At 65.9% G+C, this 23,738-nt stretch carries 25 protein-coding genes; 18 read left to right on the top strand and 7 right to left on the bottom strand.

Annotated features, from left to right (window positions below; translation table 11 throughout):
* Positions 1-87 precede the first annotated feature (87 nt).
* The 8 genes from ACQY78_RS03880 to ACQY78_RS03845 are packed head-to-tail and all read left to right on the top strand — an operon-like array spanning position 88 to position 6,798.
* Complete coding sequence (locus tag ACQY78_RS03880; RefSeq protein ID WP_428682923.1) at positions 88-1,227, top strand: isobutyryl-CoA dehydrogenase; 1,140 nt, start codon at positions 88-90, stop codon at positions 1,225-1,227.
* A 3-nt stretch (positions 1,228-1,230) separates the two neighbouring features.
* Positions 1,231-2,298 (top strand): enoyl-CoA hydratase/isomerase family protein, encoded by a 1,068-nt coding sequence (locus ACQY78_RS03875; protein WP_428682921.1) that lies wholly within the window; start codon positions 1,231-1,233, stop codon positions 2,296-2,298.
* 27 nt (positions 2,299-2,325) lie between these two features.
* Complete coding sequence (gene mmsB, locus ACQY78_RS03870) at positions 2,326-3,207, top strand: 3-hydroxyisobutyrate dehydrogenase (RefSeq protein WP_428682919.1); 882 nt, start codon at positions 2,326-2,328, stop codon at positions 3,205-3,207.
* A 7-nt stretch (positions 3,208-3,214) separates the two neighbouring features.
* Positions 3,215-3,901: a glutathione S-transferase N-terminal domain-containing protein gene (locus ACQY78_RS03865; RefSeq protein ID WP_428682917.1), complete on the top strand. Its 687-nt coding sequence runs from the start codon at positions 3,215-3,217 to the stop codon at positions 3,899-3,901.
* The gene (locus ACQY78_RS03860) at positions 3,901-4,392 is read left to right on the top strand and encodes a MaoC family dehydratase (RefSeq protein WP_428682915.1); all 492 of its coding nucleotides are present in this window, start codon (positions 3,901-3,903) and stop codon (positions 4,390-4,392) included. The genes ACQY78_RS03865 and ACQY78_RS03860 overlap by 1 nt, the downstream gene beginning before the upstream one ends.
* 20 nt (positions 4,393-4,412) lie before the next feature.
* On the top strand, positions 4,413-4,697 hold the full coding sequence (locus tag ACQY78_RS03855) for a putative quinol monooxygenase (protein ID WP_428682913.1): 285 nt from the start codon (positions 4,413-4,415) through the stop codon (positions 4,695-4,697).
* A gap of 24 nt (positions 4,698-4,721) precedes the next feature.
* On the top strand, positions 4,722-5,789 hold the full coding sequence (corA, locus tag ACQY78_RS03850) for a magnesium/cobalt transporter CorA (protein WP_428682911.1): 1,068 nt from the start codon (positions 4,722-4,724) through the stop codon (positions 5,787-5,789).
* A gap of 7 nt (positions 5,790-5,796) precedes the next feature.
* Positions 5,797-6,798, top strand: a complete 1,002-nt coding sequence (locus ACQY78_RS03845) for a glutathione S-transferase family protein (protein ID WP_428682909.1) — start codon at positions 5,797-5,799, stop codon at positions 6,796-6,798.
* A 210-nt stretch (positions 6,799-7,008) separates the two neighbouring features.
* Here ACQY78_RS03845 and ACQY78_RS03840 read toward each other — a convergent pair whose 3' ends face one another.
* A complete protein-coding gene (locus tag ACQY78_RS03840) occupies positions 7,009-7,716 on the bottom strand; it encodes a class I SAM-dependent methyltransferase (protein ID WP_428682907.1) in 708 nt (235 codons plus the stop codon).
* Between the two features lie 162 nt (positions 7,717-7,878).
* Positions 7,879-8,025: a hypothetical protein gene (locus tag ACQY78_RS03835; RefSeq protein ID WP_428682905.1), complete on the bottom strand. Its 147-nt coding sequence runs from the start codon at positions 8,023-8,025 to the stop codon at positions 7,879-7,881.
* A 169-nt stretch (positions 8,026-8,194) separates the two neighbouring features.
* Between ACQY78_RS03835 and ACQY78_RS03830 the strand changes: the two genes are divergently transcribed.
* The 6 genes from ACQY78_RS03830 to ACQY78_RS03805 are packed head-to-tail and all read left to right on the top strand — an operon-like array spanning position 8,195 to position 14,631.
* Positions 8,195-9,280 carry an ABC transporter ATP-binding protein gene (locus tag ACQY78_RS03830; RefSeq protein WP_428682903.1) on the top strand — a complete coding sequence of 362 codons (1,086 nt, stop codon included), beginning with the start codon at positions 8,195-8,197 and terminating at the stop codon, positions 9,278-9,280.
* A complete protein-coding gene (locus tag ACQY78_RS03825) occupies positions 9,277-10,146 on the top strand; it encodes an ABC transporter permease (RefSeq protein WP_428682901.1) in 870 nt (289 codons plus the stop codon). The genes ACQY78_RS03830 and ACQY78_RS03825 overlap by 4 nt, the downstream gene beginning before the upstream one ends.
* On the top strand, positions 10,143-10,973 hold the full coding sequence (locus tag ACQY78_RS03820) for an ABC transporter permease (protein WP_428682899.1): 831 nt from the start codon (positions 10,143-10,145) through the stop codon (positions 10,971-10,973). The genes ACQY78_RS03825 and ACQY78_RS03820 overlap by 4 nt, the downstream gene beginning before the upstream one ends.
* Before the next feature lie 13 nt (positions 10,974-10,986).
* Positions 10,987-12,033, top strand: a complete 1,047-nt coding sequence (locus ACQY78_RS03815; RefSeq protein ID WP_428682897.1) for an extracellular solute-binding protein — start codon at positions 10,987-10,989, stop codon at positions 12,031-12,033.
* Between the two features lie 7 nt (positions 12,034-12,040).
* Positions 12,041-12,400 (top strand): hypothetical protein, encoded by a 360-nt coding sequence (locus tag ACQY78_RS03810; RefSeq protein WP_422013470.1) that lies wholly within the window; start codon positions 12,041-12,043, stop codon positions 12,398-12,400.
* The gene (locus ACQY78_RS03805; RefSeq protein ID WP_428682895.1) at positions 12,397-14,631 is read left to right on the top strand and encodes a N,N-dimethylformamidase beta subunit family domain-containing protein; all 2,235 of its coding nucleotides are present in this window, start codon (positions 12,397-12,399) and stop codon (positions 14,629-14,631) included. Before ACQY78_RS03810 ends, ACQY78_RS03805 begins: the two co-directional genes overlap by 4 nt.
* Positions 14,632-14,833: 202 nt before the next feature.
* Here ACQY78_RS03805 and ACQY78_RS03800 read toward each other — a convergent pair whose 3' ends face one another.
* Genes ACQY78_RS03800 through ACQY78_RS03780 form a run of 5 tightly spaced genes read right to left on the bottom strand, consistent with a single transcriptional unit; the run spans position 14,834 to position 19,479 of the window.
* Positions 14,834-15,580, bottom strand: a complete 747-nt coding sequence (locus tag ACQY78_RS03800; RefSeq protein WP_428682893.1) for a sulfite exporter TauE/SafE family protein — start codon at positions 15,578-15,580, stop codon at positions 14,834-14,836.
* 3 nt (positions 15,581-15,583) lie between these two features.
* On the bottom strand, positions 15,584-16,819 hold the full coding sequence (locus ACQY78_RS03795; protein ID WP_425065715.1) for an acyl-CoA dehydrogenase: 1,236 nt from the start codon (positions 16,817-16,819) through the stop codon (positions 15,584-15,586).
* A 57-nt stretch (positions 16,820-16,876) separates the two neighbouring features.
* Positions 16,877-17,677 (bottom strand): ABC transporter ATP-binding protein, encoded by an 801-nt coding sequence (locus tag ACQY78_RS03790; RefSeq protein ID WP_428682891.1) that lies wholly within the window; start codon positions 17,675-17,677, stop codon positions 16,877-16,879.
* 18 nt (positions 17,678-17,695) lie between these two features.
* On the bottom strand, positions 17,696-18,682 hold the full coding sequence (locus tag ACQY78_RS03785) for an ABC transporter substrate-binding protein (RefSeq protein WP_428682889.1): 987 nt from the start codon (positions 18,680-18,682) through the stop codon (positions 17,696-17,698).
* 29 nt (positions 18,683-18,711) lie between these two features.
* Positions 18,712-19,479 (bottom strand): ABC transporter permease, encoded by a 768-nt coding sequence (locus ACQY78_RS03780; protein WP_428682887.1) that lies wholly within the window; start codon positions 19,477-19,479, stop codon positions 18,712-18,714.
* 108 nt (positions 19,480-19,587) lie between these two features.
* On the opposite strand from ACQY78_RS03780, the gene ACQY78_RS03775 reads away from it, so the two are divergent.
* The 4 genes from ACQY78_RS03775 to ACQY78_RS03760 are packed head-to-tail and all read left to right on the top strand — an operon-like array spanning position 19,588 to position 23,732.
* On the top strand, positions 19,588-20,406 hold the full coding sequence (locus ACQY78_RS03775) for a sugar phosphate isomerase/epimerase family protein (RefSeq protein ID WP_428682885.1): 819 nt from the start codon (positions 19,588-19,590) through the stop codon (positions 20,404-20,406).
* Positions 20,403-21,848: a mandelate racemase gene (locus ACQY78_RS03770; RefSeq protein WP_428682883.1), complete on the top strand. Its 1,446-nt coding sequence runs from the start codon at positions 20,403-20,405 to the stop codon at positions 21,846-21,848. The genes ACQY78_RS03775 and ACQY78_RS03770 overlap by 4 nt, the downstream gene beginning before the upstream one ends.
* Positions 21,845-22,876 carry an NAD-dependent epimerase/dehydratase family protein gene (locus ACQY78_RS03765; protein ID WP_428682881.1) on the top strand — a complete coding sequence of 344 codons (1,032 nt, stop codon included), beginning with the start codon at positions 21,845-21,847 and terminating at the stop codon, positions 22,874-22,876. The genes ACQY78_RS03770 and ACQY78_RS03765 overlap by 4 nt, the downstream gene beginning before the upstream one ends.
* Positions 22,863-23,732 (top strand): GNAT family N-acetyltransferase, encoded by an 870-nt coding sequence (locus tag ACQY78_RS03760; RefSeq protein WP_428682879.1) that lies wholly within the window; start codon positions 22,863-22,865, stop codon positions 23,730-23,732. Before ACQY78_RS03765 ends, ACQY78_RS03760 begins: the two co-directional genes overlap by 14 nt.
* The last annotated feature ends 6 nt before the right edge of the window (positions 23,733-23,738 follow it).

Here is a 23,738-nt window from a genome sequence, read left to right as displayed (position 1 = left end):
CGCCTTATCGCGCGAACCCGTGGGGGCCGCAATGCGGCTCCTTTTCCTGCAGAAAGCCGGCGCCAGAGTTGATACGGTCTCGCCCGCATGGATTTCAATCTCTCAGAAGACCAACAGGCCTTCCGCGATACGGCCCGGCAGTTCGCGACCGACCGCATGCTGCCGCACGCCGCGCGTTGGGACGCCGATAAGATCTTTCCGGAGGAGGTGCTGCGGGAAGCCGCTTCCCTCGGCTTCGGCGGCATCTACGTGCGCGACGATGTTGGCGGCAGCGGCCTCAGCCGCTTCGACGCGGCCCTGATCATGGAGGAGCTAGCGGCGGCGTGTCCCAGCACGGCGGCCTATATCTCCATCCACAACATGGCCGCCTGGATGATCGACGCCTTCGGCGACGACGAGCAGCGCCGGCGCTTCCTGCCCAAACTCTGCTCGATGGAGCATTTCGCAAGCTACTGCCTGACCGAGCCGGGGGCCGGTTCCGACGCGGCGGCGCTGGCCACGCGGGCCGAGCTTCAGGGCGACCACTATGTGCTGAACGGCAGCAAGGCGTTCATCTCGGGCGGCGGGCGCAGCGATATCTATGTCGTGATGCTGCGCACGGGCGGGCCGGGGGCCAGCGGTGTCTCGACTCTGGTGGTCGAGGCGGGAACGCCCGGCCTCTCGTTCGGCAAGCAGGAGAACAAGCTCGGCTGGAACAGCCAGCCGACCGCCTCGGTGATCTTCGAGAATTGCAGGGTGCCGGTGGCCAACCGTCTCGGCCCCGAAGGGCACGGGTTCAAGATCGCGATGATGGGGCTCGACGGCGGGCGCATCAATATCGGCGCCTGCTCGCTGGGCGGCGCACGCGCCTGCCTGGAGACGGCCTCGCGCTACGTCCTGGAGCGCAAACTGTTCGGCAAGCCGCTGGCCGACTTCCAGGCGACGCAGTTCAAGCTGGCGGACATGGCGACCGAACTCGACGCGGCGCGTCTCATGATCTGGCGGGCTGCCTCGCTGCTCGACCAGAAGTCGCCCGAGGCGACCCAGGCCGCGGCCATGGGCAAGCGCTTCGCGACCGACATGGGCTTCCGGGTGGTCAACGAAGCGCTGCAATTGCATGGCGGATACGGCTACTTGAAGGATTTCCCGCTGGAGCGCTATCTCCGCGACCTGCGCGTGCACCAGATCCTCGAAGGCACCAACGAGATCATGCGCGTGATCATTTCACGCCGTTTGTTGATGGGATGAAGAATGTCCGAAGCTGAAATTCTGTTTGATGTGAAGGACGGTCTGGGCGTCATGACGCTCAACCGTCCGAAGGTCCTCAACTCGCTGTCGCACGGCATCATCCTCGAGATGGAGCGCGTGATGCCGGAGTGGGAGAAGGATCCTTCCATCAAGGCGGTGGTCCTGCGCGGCGCCGGTGACCGTGCCTTCTCCGCCGGCGGCGACGTGGCGGGCCTCTATCGCGAAATGCGCGACAATCCCGCGGGCACCCTGCGCCGCGACTTCTTCCGCGACGAGTACATCGTCAACCGTCGCATCTATCGCTACGCCAAGCCCTGGATCTCGCTGATCGACGGCATCAACATGGGCGGCGGCGTCGGCCTGTCGGCGCACGGCTCGCACTCGGTGGTGACCGAGAAGTATCTCTTCGCCATGCCCGAGACGACGATCGGCCTCTTCCCCGATGTCGGCGGCGGCTATTTCCTGACGCGGCTGCCGGGCGCTCTGGGGACCTTCCTCGCGCTCACCAGCTACCGCCTGAAGGCAGCGGATGCCGTCTGGGCCGGAATCGCACACGCCTTCGTGCCCAGCGCGAAGATCGACGAGCTGCAGGCCGCCCTGGGCGCGGCGGACCTGTCCGGCCCGCGCGCCGACGAAAAGGTCGATGCCGTCATCGCCCGCTTCCAGGCGGATGCCGGCGAGCAGACGCTGCCGGCGCTGATGCCCGAGATTGATCGCTGCTTCTCGGCAGAGACGCTGCAGGAGATCGTCGCGAAGCTGAAGAAGTCGAACAGCGAGTTCGCGCAGAAGCAGCTGGCGGCGCTGATGAAGCTCTCGCCGCTGTCGATGGCGATCACGCTGGAGCAGCTCAAGCGCTGCGCCAACCGCTCGTTCGAGGACACGATGACGATCGAGTACCGCATGTCGCAGCGCTGCATGCAGAAGGGCCATGACTTCTTCGAAGGCGTGCGCGCCCTGCTGATCGACAAGGACCAGAAGCCGCAATGGAACCCGACGACCATCGACGGGGTCGCCCGCGCCCTGGTCGAAGAGCACTTCCAGCCGGTGTCCAACGACCTGTTCTTCGACTGAGGCGGCAGCAACCAAACGGAGGAAACCATGGCGAAGATCGCCTTCATCGGTCTCGGCAACATGGGCGGCCCGATGGCCGCCAACCTGGCAAAGGCCCAGCATCACGTCGTGGCGTTCGACCTGTCGGACGCCGCGGTCGCGATCGCGGTCGAGAAGGGGGCGCACAAGGCTTCCTCCGCTGCGGAAGCGGTGAAAGGCGCGGAGATCGTCGTCACCATGCTGCCGGCCGGCAAGCATGTCCGCGAGGTCTACGAGAAGGACGTCCTGCCGAACGTCGCCAAGGGCGCGCTGCTGATCGACTGCTCGACCATCGACGTCGAGAGCGCGCGCCACGTGGCGGCGCTGGCGGAGAAGGCCGGCCTCGACATGGTCGATGCCCCGGTCTCGGGCGGCGTCGGTGGCGCCACCGCGGGCACGCTGACCTTCATGGTCGGTGGCAGCGAGGCGTCGTTCGCCAAGGCGAAGCCGGTGCTGGAGAAGATGGGCAAGAACATCGTGCTGGCGGGCACGAGCGGCGGCGGCCAGGCCGCCAAGATCTGCAACAACATGATCCTGGGCGTGTCGATGATCGCGGTCAGCGAGGCCTTCATGCTGGCCAAGCGGCTCGGTCTCGACGCCCAGAAGCTGTTCGACGTGGCCTCCACCGCCTCGGGGCAGTGCTGGTCGCTGACCAACTACTGCCCGGTGCCCGGCCCGGTGCCGGCGTCTCCGGCCAACCGTGACTACCAGGCGGGCTTCACGGCGGCGATGATGCTGAAGGACCTGATGCTGGCCCAGCAGGCGGCCAATGCCGCCGGCGCCAGCACGCCGCTCGGTGCCGAGGCCGCCCAGCTCTTCAGCCTGTTCGTGAATTCCGGCAACGGCGCCAAGGACTTCTCCGGCATCATCAAGATGCTGGACGGCAAGTGAGGGCCGCATGATCACGCTCTACGACCTGGCCTTCGACGACGATCGTCGTCCCAGCCCGTTCTGCTGGCGGGCCAAGTTCGCGCTCGCGCACAAGGGCCTCGACTACACCAACGTCCCGATGGGCTTCACGGAGAAGGAGAAGATCGCCTTCGCCGATTCCAAGACCGTGCCGGTGATCAAGGACGGCGAAAAGCCGGTGAAGGACAGCTGGGCGATCGCCGTCTATCTCGACGACATGTACCCGGAGAAGCTGCTGCTGAAGAGCGAGATGGGCCGATCCTATGCGCGCTTCATCAACGGCTGGACGGACACGGTGGTCAACGCCGGCGTTTTCCCGCTGATCGTGGGCGATCTCTACGATCGCGTGCGGCCCGAGGACAAGGAGTACATCGCCGAGTCGCGTGGTGCGCGCTTGGGCACAAAGGACTTCGCGTCCTTCCAGGCGCAGGCACGAGAAAAGGGGCTGGCGGCCTTCCGCGCCTCGCTCGAACCGGCGCGCCGGGCGTTGCGCGAGCAGAAGTTCCTGTCCGGCGCCGAGGCGGCCTATCCCGATTACATCCTCGCGGGCACCTTCATGTGGCCGCGCACCATCAGCCCGCTCGAACTGCTGGAAAAGGACGATCCTGTATATTCGTGGCGCGAGCGCATGCTCGACCTGTTCGACGGCATGGCCCGCAAGGCGAAGGCTGCCTGATGCCGGACGCCGATACCAAGCCGTTCGATCCGGCCGAGCATCGTTTCGGACCAGCTCACTGGTTCGAGGATCTCGCGGTCGGCCAGAAATTCTACATCAACTCGCGCACGCAGACGGAGGCGCTGTTCTCGGCCTTCCAGCTCGCCAGCGGCGACAATCATCCGATCCACTACGATCGCGAGTACTGCAAGGCGCTCGGGCACCGGGACATGCTGGCCCACGGGCTGCAGGTCGCCATCCAGGGCGCGGCCGGCGGCGGGATCTTCCCGCATTTCGTGGGCGAATCGCTGATCGGGTTCCTCGAACAGTCCTCGCGCTTCCTCAAGCCGGTCTATGTCGGCGACACCCTCTATCCGATGCTTCAGGTGACCGAACTGAAGCCCGGGCGCACGACGGGCGTCGCCGTGTTGAAGCTGACCATCCATAACCAGAAGGGCGAACTGGTGTGCGATGGCGAGCACAAGTATCTTTTGAAGAAGAAGCCGCAATAGAGACGGCAGGAGGAGAGAATATGATCGGCGTCATCGCGAAACTGACCATCAAGCCCGGCACGAACGCAGACTTCGAGGCGACCATGAAGGCGCTTCAAGCCAAGGTTCATGCGGACGAGCCCGGCAACAAGCTCTATGCGCTGCACAAGACGGCAGATGTTAACGTCTATGTCATGCTCGAACGCTACGAGGACCAGGCGGCGTTGGAGGCCCATCGGGCCGCGCCGCACTTCAAGGAACTCGGACGCAAGCTCGGCGACTATCTCGCCGGCCGCCCCGACGTCCAGGCGATGGAAGAAGTCTGACCGCTATAGGGGGCGAGTGAGCGCATGGACGGGCTTTTTCGCCGCCACACCAAGCCCGGTACGGCTCCCGGCACGCTGGCCGGGCGCGCACCGGTTCCCGACGAAGCGCTCGATTTCACCCTCGTCGAATACACGCAGGACGAAGTCGAAGTCCTGCACGAGGTGGAAGTGGACCAGTGCCGCTTCCATCTCGGCACGCCCGGCCATACCTGGATCGATGTCGGCGGGCGGCCCAGCTCGGAAATGCTGCGCAACCTCGGCATGGCGTTCAACCTGCATCCGCTGGCCCTGGAGGACGTGTTCCACTCCAACCAGCGCAGCAAGCTCGACCTCTACGAGGGGCAGGGCTTCATCGTCCTGAATGACCCGGCCTATGAAGACTGCGTGCTGAAGGGGCAGCAGGTCAGCATCTTCTTCGGCGACAACTACGTCATCTCCTTCCACGACCTGAAGGCTGACATCTTCAAGCCGGTGCGTGACCGTCTGCAGACCTCGGGGTCGCGGCTGCGCATGTTCGGCATCGACTATCTCGTCTATGCGCTGATCGATCTCGTGGTCGACCGCAAGTTCCCGCTGATCGAGGCCCTGTCGACCCATCTCGAGGAGCTGGAGGAGGAGGCGCTCGGCCATCCGACAAAGGACACGCTGGCGCATATCCATCAGGCCCGCCGCGCGCTCGTCGCCTTCCATCGCATTCAGTGGGCCGAGCGCGAGACCGTGCTGGCGGTGATGCGGCCCGATGTGCCCTTCATCATGCCTGAGACACGGACCTATCTGCGGGACTGTTTCGACCATGCGGTCGCGGTGCTCGACCTGGTCGAGAGCTACCGCGAAATGGCCAATGGCCTGATGGAAGTCTACCTCATGGACTCGTCCAATCGGATGTCCGAGGTCATGAAGACGATGGCGGTCATCACCGTGTTCTTCATGCCGCTCAGCTTCCTGGCCGGCATCTACGGCATGAATTTCGACCGTGACACCGGCAACATGCCCGAGCTGGGATGGAAGTACGGCTATGACTTTTTCTGGATAATGGTCGTGGTCATCGTGTGTTCCATCTTCCTGTGGCTGAAGCGCAAACGCTGGATTTGAGACTGCCATGACCTACCGGATCTACGGCTCGGAACTGTCGCCCTATTCGGTGAAGGTGCGCTCCTTCTTTCGCTACAAGAACCTCGACCATGAATGGATCCCGCGGTCGCCGGCCGTCCAGGCGGAGTTCCAGAAATACGCCAAGCTGCCGCTCGTGCCGCTGGTCGTGACGCCGGAGGGCGAAGGCATCCAGGACTCGACGCCGATCCTCGAACGCTTCGAGGCATCGCATCCCGAGCGTTCCGTGACCCCCGGCGACCCCGCGCTCGCCTTCGTCTCCGCGCTCCTTGAAGAGTATGGCGACGAGTGGGGCAATAAATGGATGTTCCACTACCGCTGGCGCTACCAGCCCGACGTCTGGTCCACCGCCGAGCGCATCGCCCAGCAGATGATGGGCGCGCAGGGCACGCTTGCGGTGGCGCAGGCCCGCGCGGCCGTGGCCGAGCGCATGATGGGCAGACTTGGCTTCGTTGGCTCCAACGACAAGACGGAGCCGCTGATCGAGGCCTCGTTCGCCAAGGCGCTGGGCCTGATCGACGCGCATCTGGCGTCGCGCCCCTACCTTCTGGGCGGCCGGCCGGCGATGGCCGATTTCGGCCTGTGGGCGCAGCTCTATGAGGCGGCAACCGATCCCACGCCGGGCGCGATCATGCGGGCTTCGGCGCCGAACGTTATGGCGTGGCTGCGGCGCATGCTTGCGCCCCAGTCGGAAGGGGACTTCGAGCCGCTGCGGGACCTCATGCCGACGCTGATGCCGCTTCTCACCGAAGAGGTCGGCGCGCTGTTCCTGCCCTGGTCGGCGGCAAATGCCGCCGCGATCGCGCGCGGCGACAAGAGCTTCTCCATGCGTCTTGGCGGCACTGACTGGAAGCAGGAGCCTCAGAAATACCATGCCCGCTCGCTGACCGAGATCCGGCGCAAGTTCCAGTCGCTGAAAGGTGCATGCGGTCTCGAACCGCTTTTGGCTGAAAGTGGCTGCCTGAAGTTTCTCGCCGGCTACCGTTCATGATTTGAACGAATCGACGGGGATTCCCGATCGAGTCGGGATGTGATCCAAGATGCTGGCTAGGCAGGAGGCCAGCATCGATGCGGCCTCTTTCGAATAGCCCGCGCGAGCGTCTGGTTGCAGCGGTCGGTGGCGAACCGCATTGCACGCGCCAGATATGCGCACGTCAAAAAGTGAAACGCTCTTGCGCCGAGAAACTTCGCGTATAGCGAATCAGCTTAGGACAAATCTGTGCACGCCCAGCGGATATTCTTTCGACAGTGGCTTGGTGATGCTTTCCCATTCGTCCGCCGGCATAGGGGCGATCTGCACGAAGATGTCATGCCGTCGCCAGAGCGGCGGGTCGATCGCCTCATCGGGCTTGTCTCCGTCGATACCCATAATGACTTCGTGACTCGTATGCCGGATCGGCTCGACGCTATTGACCGTCACTGGGCCGACGCCCAGCCGGGCGAACATCTCAGCGAAATCAGAAAGCATGATGTGGGCCGTATGTCCGAAGCCCTCACGCCAGTGCCCGACCACGTAATTGCGTTGACGCGCTCGTTCTTCACCCTCGAAGGAGGGGTGTCGGATGAAAATGAACTGCCGTGCGGCCTTGATTGCCTTCGCAAGGACAATCTCCACGACATTCAGATCGGGCAAGTGCTCCAGCATGTCCATCATCGTGACAAATCGGACCACTTTCTCGCAATCAAAGAGGGCGCCGTCGCCATGTATCACCTCGATGCCTGCCTCCCGGGCCTGGTTAACCCGTTTAAGGCTTCGCTCGATCCCTATGCCTCGCGCCTTGAAGCGCCGGGAGCAGTGCCGGATCGAACCACCCGAACCGGCGCCGAGATCTATGAAATCATAGGCTTCCCAATTGGCGACCGGGGAGGGGGCACGCGTGCGTTTCGGCGGGGGGGCAGGGGTGCTCATGGCAATGAGAATAGGAGAAGGGGCACCAGGAGTCACCTCGACCGCTTGGGGATGGTGACTTTCCGGTGTTCATACCTACTTGGCCAAGGTCCGCCGGAGAGACTTGGTGGCAAAGGATCGACACCCCCCTGCCGGCAGTGACCGCCTGACGCTTCTGGTGGGTTAGCGCAACGACAGGATCAGCGTCAGGCCCCACAGGCAGAGCAGTCCCAGCAGGAGTCGGCGGAACTGGACGTCGTTGATGCGGCCGTAGAGCGCTAGCCCGATCTTCGCGCCGTTAGCGTCGTCGGCACGGTGATCGCCGCCCATATAAGGAAGATCCGGTCGACGAAGCCCGCGACGCTCGCCGACACCAGGGCCGCAAGCCTGCCGGGATTTCAAGAGTTCAAGGAACCGGGCTTGTTCTGCCGTGCAATTATGAGGTTGTGCGCGACGTCGGCCGCTCATTAGGATGCGTGTGACAGCAGGCGGGGCAGAGTTGCGTACAGGCACCGGAAATGGCGAGCATGTCGGCGTTCACGAGCTGGTAAAGCGCTACGGCGATGTCGCCGCCGTGGACGGGGTGACGTTCGGGGTCCGTACCGGAGAATTTCTTGCCCTGCTGGGACCTTCCGGGTCAGGCAAGACAACGGTCCTGATGAACATCGCGGGCTTCGATTTTCCCGACTCGGGGCGAATCGAGATCGGCGGCCAGGACGTGACCTGGACGCCGTCCCACAAGCGCAATCTCGGGATGGTGTTCCAGCGCTACACGCTGTTCCCGCATATGACCGTGCTGGACAACATCGCCTTTCCGCTCCGCATGAGGAAGATCGGCCGGGCCGAGCGCGAGGAACGGGCGCGCGCGGCACTCAGGACGGTGCGGCTAGAAGGGTACGGCGAGCGTAAGCCCGCCCAGCTGTCGGGTGGCCAGCAGCAGCGCGTCGCGATGGCGAGGGCCGTCGTTTACAATCCCGAAGTGCTGCTGATGGACGAGCCACTGTCCGCTCTCGACAAGAATCTGCGAGAGGAAATGCAGATCGAGATCAAGCATCTGCAGCGCGAGCTGGGTGTGACGGTGATATTCGTCACGCACGACCAGACCGAGGCTCTCACCATGGCCGACCGCATCGCCGTGCTCGATCTCGGCAAGCTGCAGCAGCTCGACACGCCCAAGGCACTTTACGAGCAGCCCAATTCCGCCTTCGTCGCAGGGTTCATCGGCGAGACCAATTTCTGGCCGGCCGTCTCTTCGGGCGACGCCGCAGCGGGAAGCGAAGTCGGCGTCACCCTCGAGGGAGGAGAGCGGGCAAGCGTCACCGCGGCGGATGCCATACGGGCCGGGCAGACGGTCAGGGTGGCGATCCGCCCGGAAAATATCCGTCTCTCGGGCGACGGTGCCGGTCTGCAGGCCACGGTCGAAGAGGCCATCTATGCCGGCAGCGTCACGACGCTCCTGCTGCGCAGCAAGGGGCCGACGCTGCGCGTCCGGGTCGGGCCCGACGGTTCGCTCGGCGAGCCGGCGCCGGGTACTCCCTTCGCCTTGGGCTGGCAGACGCGCCACGCCCGCGCCTACGCCGCATGACGGCCCGGCCGTCGCGTTTCATGCTGGGGGGCCGGACCTACAGTCCCGCCGCAAGCCTGTTGCTGGCTACGCCGTTCCTGCTGGTGCTGATGCTCGCGTTCCTGCTGCCGCTGGGCATGCTCCTGCGCGAGAGCCTGTTCGTGCCGTCCTTCACGGTGGAGCACTATCGCCGGGTGTTCGACGAGCCCGTCTATCTGCGGGTGATGTACCGCACGATCAGGATATCGGCGCTGGTGACGTTGATCAGCCTGCTGCTCGGCTATCCACTGGCGGCCCTGATGGCGCGCACGCGCGGGCTGATGCTGAACCTGCTGCTGGTCGCCGTCCTGCTGCCGCTTTGGACGTCGGTGCTGGTGCGCACCTATGCCTGGCTCGTGCTGCTGCAGCGCAACGGCGTCGTCAACGACCTGCTGACCGGCCTCGGCCTCGTGGACGCGCCCATGCAGCTCCTGCGCACCGAGGGGGCCGTCGTGCTGGCGATGAGCCATGTGCTGCTGCCGTTCGTGGTGCTGCCGCTCTATGCCACCCTGCGCGCCATCCCGGACGACTATGCGCGTGCCGCCCGGATGCTGGGCGCCAACGGCTTCGCGGTGTTCCGCCACGTCACCCTGCCGCTGTCGATGCCCGGCATCACGTCGGGATGCGTGATGGTGTTCCTGCTGGCGCTGGGATTCTTCGTGACGCCCGCGCTGATCGGTGGCCCGCAGCAGATGATGCTGGCGACGCTCGTTCAGCAGCAGGTGACGGAACTGCTCAACTGGCCGTTCGCCGGCGCCATCATCGGAGTTCTGCTGCTCGCCGTGCTCGGGCTGATGATCGTCTTCCACCGTGTCATCCGGCTCGACCGGTTCGTGGGGCAGGCGTGAGGAGGCGGTCGGAACTGACGGCAGGACGGCTCGCGACAAACGCGCTCGCCTACGGTGTCGCCATCTTCCTACTCGTGCCGACGGCGTTGATTGTGCCGATGTCGTTCGGCCCCGATCGCTACCTGAAGTTCCCGCCCTCGGGCTTCACACTCGAATGGTACGCGGCCTATTTCTCCGACCGGGATTGGCTGGACGCGACGTTCTTCAGCCTGCGCATCGCGGTGCTGACGTCGATCGTCGCGACCGTCGTCGGGGCGCTGGTCTCGCTGGCCCTGGTGCGGGGCCGGCTTCCCGGCAAGCCCGTGTTCGAGTTGCTGGTGGTGGGGCCGGTGATCGTGCCCAACATCGCGATCGCCATCGCCACCTACCTGGTGTTCGACGGGCTGAAGCTCACCGGCACGACGCTCGGCTTCGTTGCCGCCCATACCGCGCTCGCGATGCCGTTCGTCGTGTTCACGATCCTCGCGTCGCTGCATCGCTACGACGCCGATCTCGAGCGCGCGGCGTTGTCGTGCGGCGCCAGTCCGCTGCAGGCTTTCACCTGGGTCACGCTGCCTCAGATACTCCCAGGCATCGTCTCGGCAGCGCTTTTCGCCTTCATCATCTCTTTCGACGAGCCCGTGATCTCGTTCTTCATTTCGGACCTCGATCATCGCTCGCTGCCGCGCAAGATGTTCGAGGACATCGACTACAATGTCTCGCCGACCCTGGCCGCCGTGGCCACGGTCCTGACCGGGCTTACCGTACTGGCTCTGGTCGTTGGTCATTTCGCTGGCCGCGGCCGGCAGGCCTCGCCCGTCGCGCGCAGGCCGACTTCCGAGAACTGAACAGGAGAGCAGCATGAAATTGACGCGCCGCACGATCCTCGGAGCCACCGCCACCTTTCCCTTCATCTCGACGGCCCGTGCCGCCGGAGGCGAGGTGATCATCGCCACCACCGGTGGGCTGATGACGAACAGCCTGCAGGCCCATTTCTACAAGCGCTTCGAAGCGCAGACCGGCATCAAGGTTCGCGCCATCGCCATCGAGCTTCCCGACCAGTGGGCGCGGGCGATCGCCGGGGCGCGCAGCGGCAACGTGCCCTTCGACGTGGTGACCGCCACGCCGCCGGACCTTATCCAGCATGCGAGCCTTCTGCAGCCGCTCGACTGCGCTGCCATGCCGGGCATCGTGGCCAATGCTTTGCTGGGGAGCTGCACGCCGGCCGGAATCATCCGGACGGTGGGCGGCATGGCGTTGACCTGGAGCAAGAAAGCCTTCCCCACGGGCGGGCCGCAATCCTGGGCGGATTTCTTCGACGTGGCCAAGTTTCCCGGCCCGCGCTCGCTGCCCGACACCGGGGACCGCGATTGGTGGGTGCCGCTGGCCGCCCTGATGGCCGACGGGGTGCCGCGCGACAAGCTGTTCCCGATGGACGTGGACCGTGCCTACCGCAAGCTCGACACGATCAAGAAGGACGTCGCAGCCTGGTGGAAGAGCGGCGACAATTCCATGCAGATCCTGCGGGGCGGCGACGCCGTCATGAGCATGCTCTACTCAAGCCGTGCCGTTCCGCTCGCCAAGAGCGGCGATTTCGATTTCACCTGGAACGGCGCCATCCGCGATACCGGCAATTGGGCGGTGCTGAAGGGCGGACCGAATACCGCGAACGCCATCAAGTTCCTCGATTTCTTCGTACAGGACCCGTCGGAGCACCTGCCGTTCAGCAACGAGGTGAGCTTCGATTCGAACAACAAGGAAGCGGCCGGCAAGGTGCCGGCCGAGGAGCGGCGCTTCCGGCCGAGCTATCCGGAGAACTACGACAAGCTGATCATCGCCGACTATGCGTGGATCGCCGCCGATCGCGCCAAGCTGCGCGAGCGCTGGATCAGCTGGCTCACCAAATAGGCCGCCTGTGCTCGTCACCTATCCCGAGGCTGCACACTGGCCGATCGACCCCGACCGGCTCGACCTGGTCGAGGAATTCCGGCGGCAACCGCGCGGACCGCATGGCGATGAACTCCAGAAGCTGCTGCATCGCCTGCGGTGGGCGGGCGATCCCGACCAGCCCGGGCGCTATGTGCTGATCGTCACGCAGCCCGGCAAGGAATGGATGCTGGGCCGCCTGCCGCGCCAGCGCGGCAAGCCGATCGAGCTCATGCGCAATCACGTCTTCACCTCCATCGCCGAGGCGGAGTGGGAGGTCTTCAAACTGCGCTGGGAAGCCGTTACCGGCCGAACCCTGCCGCCGCATCTGAGTGAAAAACTGGCATGACCGATACGACCTCCGTTCTGGGATATGCGTGGCCGATGGTGGTCTCGCCGGGCGTAGAAGTAGCCTTCCATCTCTCCAGCCCTTCGGTATCGAAGGCCGATGCTGCCCTGGTGCGCGTGCGCTGTGGCGATCCCGATCCCGCGGGGCCCGGAATCCGGGTCCACGAGATGGAAGTACCGTTCGAGCGCACAGTGTCTCTCGCCCACCAGGTCATCCGGCCGGGCTCGTGCGCCATCGTGGCCGACGCGCCGGCGCTCACGTCGTTCCAGTCGTTCACCGTCGGAGCATTTCTGTGGCCGACGATGACCGGAGACCGCGCCCAGACCATCCTGTCGCGCTGGCGGGAAGATACGCAGGAGGGCTGGCGGCTCGGCCTCGACGCAGAAGGCCATCTGGAGTTCGTCGTCGCGGCCGGTGGCCGGACGTGGCGCGTAGCGACCAGTGCGCCCCTGTTGTCGCGCGAGTGGGTGCTGGCGGGGGCAAGCTGGGATGCCGACGCCGGCCGCCTTGCGGTCATGGTCCGCAGCGCCGACGCGCAGGCCGGGCGGGATCGCTCGGAGAGCGTCGAGGCGGAGGGGCCGATGGGTCTCGAATGGCCGGCCGCGGTGCCGCTGGTGATCGCGGCCCACGCCAGCGACGGCGGCAGCCAGCTGTTCGACGGCTTCTACGACGGCAAGATTGACCGGCCTCGGCTCCATGCCAGCGTGCAGTCGATCGACGGGCTGCACCGGCTTTGCGAAAGCATGAACTTTCCGATGACCGACGCGCGACTGATCGCTGCGTGGGATTTCTCGCGCGGGATGGCCAGCGAGAGTGTCACCGACCTTTCGGCCCACCACCTCCATGGCAGGCTGCGTCAGATGCCGACGCGGGGCATGACCGGCGCCAACTGGGACGGCAGCACGGACCGCTGGACCGACTGCCCTGAGCAGTATGGTGCCATCCATTTCCACAGCGACGACATGGCCGACGCGGAGTGGGAGCCGACCTTGCGCTTCACCGTCCCGGCGGAGTGGCGCAGCGGTTTCTATGCGCTGCGGTTGCGTGCAGAGGCGGGGGACGAGCCGGTCGAGAGTTTCGTCGGATTCTTCGTGCGCGCCGAACTGGGCAAGCCGCGTTCGAAGCTCGCCTTCGTGGCCAGCACCGGCACCTTTCTCGCCTATGCCAACAGTGCCCTTCGGCTCGACCAGGTCCACGCCGAGGCGATGCTCGAGGGCGTGCTGACGCTGTCGCGGGACGATGTTTATATCCAGGAGCATCGCGAGGTCGGCCTCTCGACCTACGATACGCATGCCGACGGCAGCGGCTGGAGCATCAGCAGCGCGCGACGACCCATTCTCAACATGCGGCCTCGCGGCAACGTGTTCAACTACGGCAACGATACCCACTTCATCGACTGGCTCGAGGAGACGGGTCAGGATTACGACGTCATCACGGACGACGACATCCACCGCCACGGCGTCCAGGTGCTGGCGCCCTACACCTGCGTCGTCACGGGGTCGCACCCGGAATATATCAGCCGCGAAGTGTGGGAGGCGTTCGACGCCTATCAGCGCGGCGGCGGGCGGCACATGTATCTCGGGGGCAACGGCTTCTACTGGCGCATCGCCTATCATCCGACCGTGCCGCACACGATCGAGATGCGCCGCGGCATGACCGGCCTGCGCACCTGGGAAGGAGAGGCGGGCGAGACCGCGCTGGCCTTCACGGGCGAGCCGTCCTCGACCTGGCGCAGCAATGGCCGTCCGCCGCAGCGACTGGTCGGTGTCGGTTTCGACGGCCAGGTCTTCACCCATTCCTCGCCCTACCGCTGGCTCGATGGCGCGAAGGATCCGGCGCTGTCGTGGCTGACCGACGGGATCGATCTCGCCGCGCCGCTGGGCGATTTCGGCCTGCGCGGCAACGGCGCCGCCGGGGTCGAGATCGATCGCGTGGACTGGTCGCTGGGGTCGCCTCCCGGCACCGTTTGGCTCGCGACGGCCGACCGGCTCGGCTATGGCGGGACGCCCGCACCGGAGGAGGTCCGTACGCTGCATCGCGGCGTGATGGGAGACCAGAATGCGCAGGTAAGGGCCGATCTGGTCTATTTCCCGACAGCCAACGGCGGTGCGGTCTTCTCGACCGGCTCGATCGCCTGGGTCTGTGCCCTGTCGCACGCGAGCTACAGGAACAACGTGAGCCAGCTCACCGGAAACGTCCTGAAGCGATTCCTCGACCCGACCCCGTTGTGACCGTGGGCGGAGCCGGGCGGACGGATGCGGAGGGGAGGTTAGCAGGCCGCCGAAGAAGTCGGACTTACGGCGGATAACGAAATAAACGCAATAAACGAAACAAACAAATTGAATGTCGCACCACCTGGATTCCGTGCCGGGGTGAGCGCTGGCGCAACAATGTTACTATCTAGTCCTTCCGATTGACCTATTCCAACAAGTGTCAGAGCAGGCTTGTCGCCACGAGCGTCATTCCCGACAGGCCGAGCAGGCCGAGCAGGATGCGGCGGAACTGGGCATCGTTGATGCGGCCGTAGAGGGCCAGGCCGATCTTCGCGCCGATCAGCGTCGTCGGTACGGTCATCGCCGCCCAGATCAGGAAGGTCCGGTCGAGGAAGCCCGCGATGCCGGCCGAGACGAGCGCGAGGAACAGGACGCTCATGTTGAACGGCTGGTTGACGCCGCGCTGCTCGTCCTTGCCGAAGCCGCGCAGCTGTGCCCAGATCGCCGGCGCCGGGCCGCTGAGACTGGCCATCCCGCCCATGACGCCGCCGATCAGACCCACGACGGCATCCGCCGGACGACCGCCGCCCGTCACGATGGGTGGGCGGCGCACGAAGGCCATCCACGCGCTGTAGACGATCAACAGGATGCCAACGCCCAACTTGAGAGGGCTGGGCTTCACATGGTCGAGCAGCAAGGTGCCCAGCGGCACGCCGACGATCCCCGCGGCCAGCATCGGCCATAGGCGGGTCCAGCGCACGCCGCTCCAGATGCGGGGAAGGGACTGAATGTGGCCGGCGACGCCGCACAGGGCGGTGAGAGGCGCGGCCGTAAGGGGCGACATGGCCTGCAGCCAGAAGCCCAGTGCAACCAGCGCGAAGCCGGTGCCGCTCAATCCGTTGACGAAGCCAGCCGCCAGCGCCCCGGCGACGACGATCGCGATGTCGCCGGGGGGTGGCAGGGACACGGGTTAGGCGCCGGAGCTGAACGCCTGGATGCCGGTCATGGCGCGGCCGAGGATCAGCGCGTGCACGTCGTGCGTGCCTTCGTAGGTGTTCACGGCCTCGAGGTTCATCGCATGACGGATCACGTGATATTCGTCCGAGACGCCGTTGCCGCCATGCATGTCACGGGCGACGCGGGCGATGTCGAGCGCCTTGCCGCAATTGTTGCGCTTGATCAGCGAGATCATCTCCGGCTGGGCATGGCCCTTGTCCTTGAGGCGGCCGACCCGCAGGCAGGCCTGGAGGCCGAGCGCGATCTCGGTCTGCATGTCGGCGAGCTTCTTCTGGATGAGCTGGGTGGCGGCCAGCGGCCGGCCGAACTGCTTGCGCTCCATCGTGTAGTTGCGCGCCTGCTTCCAGCAGAACTCGGCGGCGCCCATGGCGCCCCAGGCGATGCCGTAGCGGGCGTTGTTCAGGCAGCCGAACGGACCGCCAAGGCCGGCGACGTTGGGCATCAGGTTCTCGACCGGCACGAAGACGTCTTCGAGCATGATGGCGCCCGTCACCGAGGCGCGCAGGCTGAACTTGCCCTCGATCTTCGGCGTCTCGATGCCCTTCCAGCTGCGCTCCAGGATGAAGCCGCGGATCGCGCCGCCGTCGAGCTTGGCCCAGATCACCAGCACGTCGGCGATCGGCGAGTTGGTGATCCACATCTTGGAACCCGACAGGCTGAAGCCGCCGGGGACGGTCGTGGCGCGGGTCTTCATGCCGCCCGGATCCGAGCCGTGATCCGGCTCGGTGAGGCCGAAGCAGCCGACCCATTCGCCGGTGGCGAGCTTGGGCAGGTACTTCATGCGCTGCTCTTCGCTGCCGTAGGCGTAGATCGGATGCATGACCAGCGAGGACTGCACGCTCATCGCCGAGCGGTAGCCGGAATCGACGCGCTCCACTTCGCGGGCGACCAGGCCATAGGTCGTGTAGTTGGCGCCGGCGCAGCCGTACTTCTCCGGCAGCGTCGAGCCCAGAAGGCCCAGAGCGCCAAACTCGTTCATGATCTCGCGATCGAACTTCTCGTTGCGATTGGCCATCAGGACGCGCGGCATCAGCTTGTCCTGGCAGTAGTCGCGCGCGACGTCGCGGATGGCGATCTCATCCTCGGTCAGCTGGTCGTCGAGGAAGAACGGGTCTTCCCAGTCGAAGGCCCTGGCGTCTGCGCTGATGCCCTTGGCGGCGCTCTTGATCGGGGTGGCGGCGTTGGCCATGTCTGCTCCTGCTATTTCGCCCGCGTCTTATCAGGCAGGGCAGGCCGCGCCAACGCCCTAAAGGGCCGCGCCCACGAGGGTCTTGCCCGTCAGGGCGCGGAAAATCTCGAGGTTGAGCTTGCCGAAGGCCTCGGACGCCCGCAGTTCCACGGTGCGGGGGCGCGGCAGGTCGATCCGGAGGTCCGCCGCGATGCGGCCCGGGCGGGCCGACATGACGATCACGCGGTCTGACAGGAAGACCGCCTCCGGGATCGAATGAGTGACGAAGACCACGGTCTTGCGGGCCTCGCGGGCGACGTCGCTTTCTCCCCAGATCCGCAGCAGTTCGAGCGCCATGTCGTCACGCGTCATGGCGTCGAGGGCGCCAAACGGCTCGTCCATCAGCAGGAGCGGCGGGTCGAGGAGCAGGGCGCGGCAGAGGGCGGCGCGCTGCTGCATGCCGCCCGACAGTTCACGGGGCAACTTGGCACCGAAGCCGCCGAGCCCGGCCATGTCGAGAAGTTGCTCGGCGCGCGACCGCAGCGCGCGCGGGTCCTTGCCGGCGAGTTCGGCCGGCAGCAGCACATTCTCCAGGATGGACCGCCATTTCAGCAGGATCGGCGCCTGGAACACCATGCCGATATCGGGGATCGGCTGCGTCACGGCGCGGCCGGCAACCATGATGGTTCCGGACGTGGCCGGTCGCAGCCCGGCCACGATGCGCAGCAGGGTCGACTTCCCGCAGCCGCTCGGGCCGACCAGCGACACGAATTCGCCGGCCCCGATCGAGGCGGAAATGCCGGCGAGGGCCTCAACCGGGCCGCTCGCCGCCTGATACGTCATGCCGACCTGGTCGAGGTCGATCAGTCCCTTTGCCACGCGACGCGACTGCCTGGATCAGTTCGGCATCGCGACCTTGGTGAAGAACTCGGTCGAGTAGACGTCCTTGCACTCGACCTTCTTCGGCAGGCCCATGTAGGCGTTCACCAGATCGACCGATTCGCACATCTTCTTCTCGTCGATCCAGCCGATGCCGTTCTTGGCATAGCGGTCGGTCTTCATCAGGCCGAGGCCGATCATCATGTTGGGCGTCATCACCTCGACGTCGACCTCGGGCACGCGCTTCTTGAGGATTTCCATGGCGGCCTTCGGATCGGCCATGACGTCCCGCCAGCCCATGTAGGAGGCTTCGAGGAAATCCTTCAGGGCCTTCGGCTTGTCCTTCATCGTCTTGGCGCTGGCGATGATCGACATCGAATACATGTCGAAGCCGAAGTCGGCCCACGGCATCATCACGACATTGCCCTTGCCGGCCGCCTTCTCGTAGAGCGGGAGGCCGGTGCTGTAGTCGCCGACGCCGTCGACGCGCTTCTCGGCCAGGGCCGCGATCTTGGCGGCGGGCTCGATGTTGACCCAGGAGACCTTGGCCGGATCGATGCCGTTCACCTTGGCGAAAGCCGGGAACATCTGGCGCTGCGAATCGCCCGGAGGGGCGGCGAGGGTCTTGCCTTCCAGGTCCTTGGGCTTGGCGAGCGGCTTTTCCTTGAGGCTGAAGATGTTGAGCGGGGTCTTGTCGAACACCATGCCGACCGTCTTGACGGTCGTGCCGCGGCCGACCGAGGCGATGACGACGGCAGCGTCGGCGAGGCCCGCATCGGCGCGGCCTGTGTCGACCTTGGCGATCGAATCGCCGGACCCCTTGGAGTTCTCGAGGGTCACGTCGAGGCCCTTGGCCTTGTAGTAGCCCTTGTCGAGCGCGACCCAGTAGGCGGCGTGATCGCCGACCGCAAACCAGTTGAGCGCGAAGGTGAACTTCTCCTGCGCCGAGGCGGCGCCGGAGGTGGCCAGCAACGCAGCCAGCGCCAGCGACAGTGTGCGAGTCATAGCAGTCTCCCTTTTCCCCATCCCCGAACTCAGTCGACGCCCTCGGCCCAGGGGGCCCAGAGATGCGCCAGCAATACGACGGCGCCGTAGAGCACGAGGCCCACGACGGAAATCCAGACCAGGGCGGCGAACGCCACGGAGGTGTTCATGCTGCTCTGGGTGGTGACGATGACGTAGCCCAGGCCACGCTGCGAGGCGACGAACTCGCCGACGATCGCGCCCACTACCGCGGCGGTCGCGGTGATCTTCAGCGCGCTCAGGATGTAGGGCAGCGCGTTCGGGATGCGGATCTTGACGAAGATCTTCCATTTCGGCGCGTTGAAGACGCGCCCGAGGTCGAGCATGTCCGGCTCGACCTGGGACAGGCCGACGGCGGTGTTGATGACCACCGGGAAGAAGCCGATGAGCGCACCCATCAGCATGTTGGGGAAGATGCCGTAGCCCATCCAGATCAGGAACAGCGGTGCGATCGCCACCTTCGGCAGGGTGTTCACGAACACGAGGAACGGCACGAGCGCGTTGGCGAGGACAGGCGACCAGGCGATGGCGACGCCCAGCGCCACGCCGACCACGGCGGCCATCAGGAAGGCGCCGATGATCTCGAAAGTCGTGGTCCAGAGGTGGGGCCACCAGGCCGTATCGCCATGCCAGAGCGCGTTCCAGACCGACAGCGGAGCGGGCAGGAGATACTCGCGGATGTTGCCGAAGGTGACGGCGGCCTGCCAGCTCGCCAGCAGGAAGGCGAAGAGGACGAGGGTCGGCCAGTAGCGGTTGGCCAAGGTGCCGAATTTCGTCATGCGCGCGGAGCGATGAAACTGTTCATCGCTTTCGTCCCGCTGATATCATGTGCCCCCATGCGATGAGACTGGCGAACGCGCATTTGCCCGTCAAGGCGAGGTTCGTCCGTGAAGCTTTCCCTGTGCAATGAAGTCATCCGCGAGTTGTCGTTCGAGCGCCAATGCGCTCTGGCGGCGGCGCTCGGCTACAAGGGGCTGGAAGTGGCGCCCTTCACTTTGGGCGACGATGCATGGCGCATGCCAGCCTCCCGGCGTGCTTCCGTCCGTAAGGCCTGTGCCGACGCCGGCGTGGAGGTCAGCGGCCTCCACTGGCTGCTGGCGGCACCGGCGGGGATGTCGATCGCGACTGAAGATCGGGCGGTGTGGCGGCGTAGCGTCGACGTGCTGCTGTCATCCATCGAACTGTGCGCCGACCTGGGCGGCGCCTATCTGGTTCACGGCTCGCCGGGCCAACGCCGCGTGGCCCACCCGGATGATGCGAAGCGAGTCGAGGAAGCCTGGGCCGCCGCTGCCGCCGCTGCGGAGAAAGCCGGCGTGGTCTATTGCCTCGAACCGCTGGCGCGACCCGACTGCAACTTCGTCAATACGCTCGCCGAGGCCGAAGGCGTCGTGCGCCGCATCGGCAGCACGGCCTTCCGGCTGATGGTCGACACGCTGGCCTCCAGTCTGGAAGAGAAGGAGCCGGTCGCCGATGTCATCCGTCGCTGGATGCCGACGGGGCTTATGGCGCATGTCCAGTTCAACGATCGCAACAAGCGTGGACCGGGCGAGGGGGCCGACAAGTTCGCTCCCGTGGTCGAGGCGCTGCACGACACCGGTTATGATGGCTGGGTCGCCATGGAACCCTTCATCTACGAACCCGACGGCCCGACCTGCGCGGCGCGCATGATCGGCTATGTTCAAGGTCTGCTGGAGCAAACGGTATGAAAGTGAAGGTTGAGGCGGTCGACCGCTTCGAGCGCGAGCATCGCCTGCGCCTGCCGTTCCGCTTCGGCGTCATCACCGTGACGCAGGGCATCCAGGCAATCATCCGCGTGCGCATCGCGCTGGAGGACGGCCGCACCAGCGAAGGCGTCGCCGCCGAGGCGCTGGGCGCCAAGTGGTTCGAGAAGAGCCCGGACTTCTCCGACGCCCAGAATCTCGACCAGCTCCGGCAGGCCCTGCAGCTCGCCATCGACCACTACACCGCGCGCGGCTTCGACACACCGTTCGGGCTCTATGCCGGCAGCTACCGCCAGCAGATCTCGCGCGGCGCCGAGCTGGGGCTCAATCCACTGGTCGCCTCCTACGGACCGGCCCTGCTCGACCGGGCGATCTTGGACGCGCTTGGCAAGGCGACGGGCCGATCCTTTGCGCAGATCATCACGGCCAATGTGCCGGGCATTTCCGCGACCGATCTGACGCCTGACATCGACGCCCGTCATCTCTCGGATTTCCTCAAGGGGCTGAAGCCGCGCCCCTCGATCGATCTGCGTCACACGGTGGGCCTGGTCGATCCGCTGACGACGGCCGAGCGGCCGGCGTCGGAACGGGTCAATGACGGGCTGCCGGAGACGCTGGAGGAAGTCGTCTCCTACTATCGCGGGCGCTACTACAAGCTGAAGGTCGGTGGCGATATCCGGGCCGACCTGGATCGGCTGACGCGCATCGCTTCCGTGCTCGATGCGGCAGCCGGCGACTACAAGGTCACCTTCGACGGCAACGAGCAGTACGACGATGTCGACGGCATCGTGGAGCTGTGGCGCAAGGTCGAGGAGACGCCGGCGCTCGCGAAGATGGTCAAGGCGACACTGTTCATAGAGCAGCCGATCAAGCGGCAGGCGGCGCTCAGCCGGCCGGTGACGGCGCTCGCCACGTATCGCCCCGTCATAATCGACGAATCCGACGGCGAGCTGTCGACGTTTCCCGAGGCGCTGAAGCTCGGCTATGCCGGCGTTTCGAGCAAGAATTGCAAGGGCTTCTACAAATCGATCCTGAACGCCGCGCGCGTCGCCAGGCTCGGCCCGGGCTATTTCATGTCGGCCGAGGACCTGACGACGCAGCCCGGGGTCAGCGTCCAGCAGGACCTGGCACTGGTCTCGCTGCTGGGCCTCACCCATGTCGAGCGCAACGCCCATCATTTCATCGACGGCATGTCGTCGGCCTCCGATGCCGAACAGGATGCGTTCGTGGCCGCCCATCCCGACCTCTACGAGCGCCAGCCCGGCAAGCCGGCGCGGCTCAAGGTCCGCGACGGCGCGCTGGCACTAGGCTCCCTCAGGTGCCCGGGCTTTGCAGTCGGCGTCGATCTCGATTTCGCGGCGTTGCGCTCCATGCCTGCCGCGCCGCGCGAACGGCTGGTCCCGGCCCATCCTGGAGGCAAGAAATGAGCGCCAACCTTCCGGCCCGCTTCGAGAGCGTCGAAGCCGTCGAGGATTTCATGACCGCGCCGTCGGCCGAGCTGGTGGCCGATCTGGCGGCGACACCGGGCGACATCCTCGTCCTGGGTGTCGGCGGCAAGATGGGGCCGACGCTCGCGCGCATGGCCAAGCGCGCCGCGCCGACCAAGCGGGTGATGGGCGTGGCGCGCTTCAGCGAGCCCGGTGTGAAGGAGGCGCTGGAGAAGGCCGGGGTCGAGCCGATTTCGGCCGATCTGCTGGATCGTTTAGCACTGGAGAATCTGCCCAAAGCCGCCAACGTCGTCTTCATGGCCGGCCGCAAGTTCGGCGCGACGGGTGACGTGCCGCTCACGTGGGCGATGAACGTGCAGGTCCCGGCGATGGTCGCAGAGGTCTTCAAGGAGTCGCGCATCGTCGCTTTCTCGACGGGGTGCGTCTATCCGTTCGTGCCGGTCGACAGTGGCGGCGCGACGGAGGAGGTGCCGCCGGTGCCGCCCTCCGGCGACTATGCGAATTCCTGCGCCGGGCGCGAGCGCATGTTCGAGTATTTCTCGGCTCGCCACGGCACGCCCGGCCGGCTGTTCCGCCTGAACTACGCGATCGACATGCGCTACGGCGTCCTGCACGACGTCGGCCGCAAGGTGAGGGACGGCGAGCCGATCGACCTGTCGATGGGCCATGTCAACGTGATCTGGCAGGGCGATGCGAATTGCGTCGCGCTGCGTTGCCTCGCACGCGCGACCACGCCGACGACACCGATCAACGTGACGGGCCTGGAGACCATCGAGATCCGCAAGCTGGCCGCCGAATTCGGCAAGCTGCTGGGGAGGACACCGATCCTCACCGGCAAGGAGGCGCCGACCGGGTGGCTGAACAATGCGAGCCGCATGGAGAAGGAGTTCGGTCCGCCCAGCGTGCCGCTTTCGAAGATGATCGAGTGGACGACCGACTGGCTGCAGAGGGACATGGCCACGCTAAACAAGCCCACGCACTACGAGGTGCGCGATGGCAAATACTGACGCGCTGGACGTCAAGCCGATCGATCCGGAGCAGGCTGACGCGGTCTGGCCTCTGTCGATCGAGGCGGGCTGGAACCAGAATGTCGCTGACTGGCGCTTCATGCTGGGCGCCGGACGCGGCTTCGGCTGTACGGCACCGGACGGAACGTGGCAGGCGAGCTCATTGGTCCTGCCGCTTGGCCAGAATCTCGCCTGGATCAGCATGGTGCTGGTGACCAAGGACCGTCGCCGTGGCGGCGTCGGCACGGGCCTGCTGAAGCGCTGCATCGAGGAAGTGCAGGCCGCCGACGCGGTCGCGGGCCTCGATGCGACGGAGCAGGGGCGGCCGATCTACCTGGCCCTGGGGTTTCGTGACCTGTATCCGATCGCGCGCTGGCACTTCGACGGCGTGAAGGGCGAAGCGGTCGCACTGCCTGGTGGCGTCACGATCCGGCCGATCACGCCGGCCGACCTCCCGCGGCTCGCCGTCTACGACCGGCCGCTCACCGGCATGGAGCGGCCTTCGGTCCTGATGCACCTCGCCCTGCGTCAACCCGGCCGCGCCTGGCTGGCCGAAGACGTCGGCGGCAAGATCGTGGGCTTCGTGCTGGGTCGCGAGGGCCGGGTGGCGACGTCGCTGGGACCGGTCGTGGCCGACCGCGAGGCCATCGCCCTGTGTCTGATCTCGCGTGCGGCCGCCGCCGCGCCGGGGCCGTTCATCATCGACGTGCCGGACGCGCATCGGGCCGTCCGGACCTGGCTCGAGGAGCAGGGGGCGACCTCGCCCCGCGGCTACATGCGGATGACCCTGGGGACGGCGAAGAGGCTGGACGACCCTTCGCATGTCTTTGCCCTCGCAGGCCCGGAACTGGGATAGGATGCA

It is taken from the genome of Reyranella sp., from assembly GCF_965279625.1.
In the GTDB taxonomy this organism is placed as follows: Bacteria; Pseudomonadota; Alphaproteobacteria; order Reyranellales; family Reyranellaceae; genus Reyranella.
Note: the sequence above shows the minus strand (reverse complement) of the source record. Positions and strands in the feature narration are given on the sequence as shown.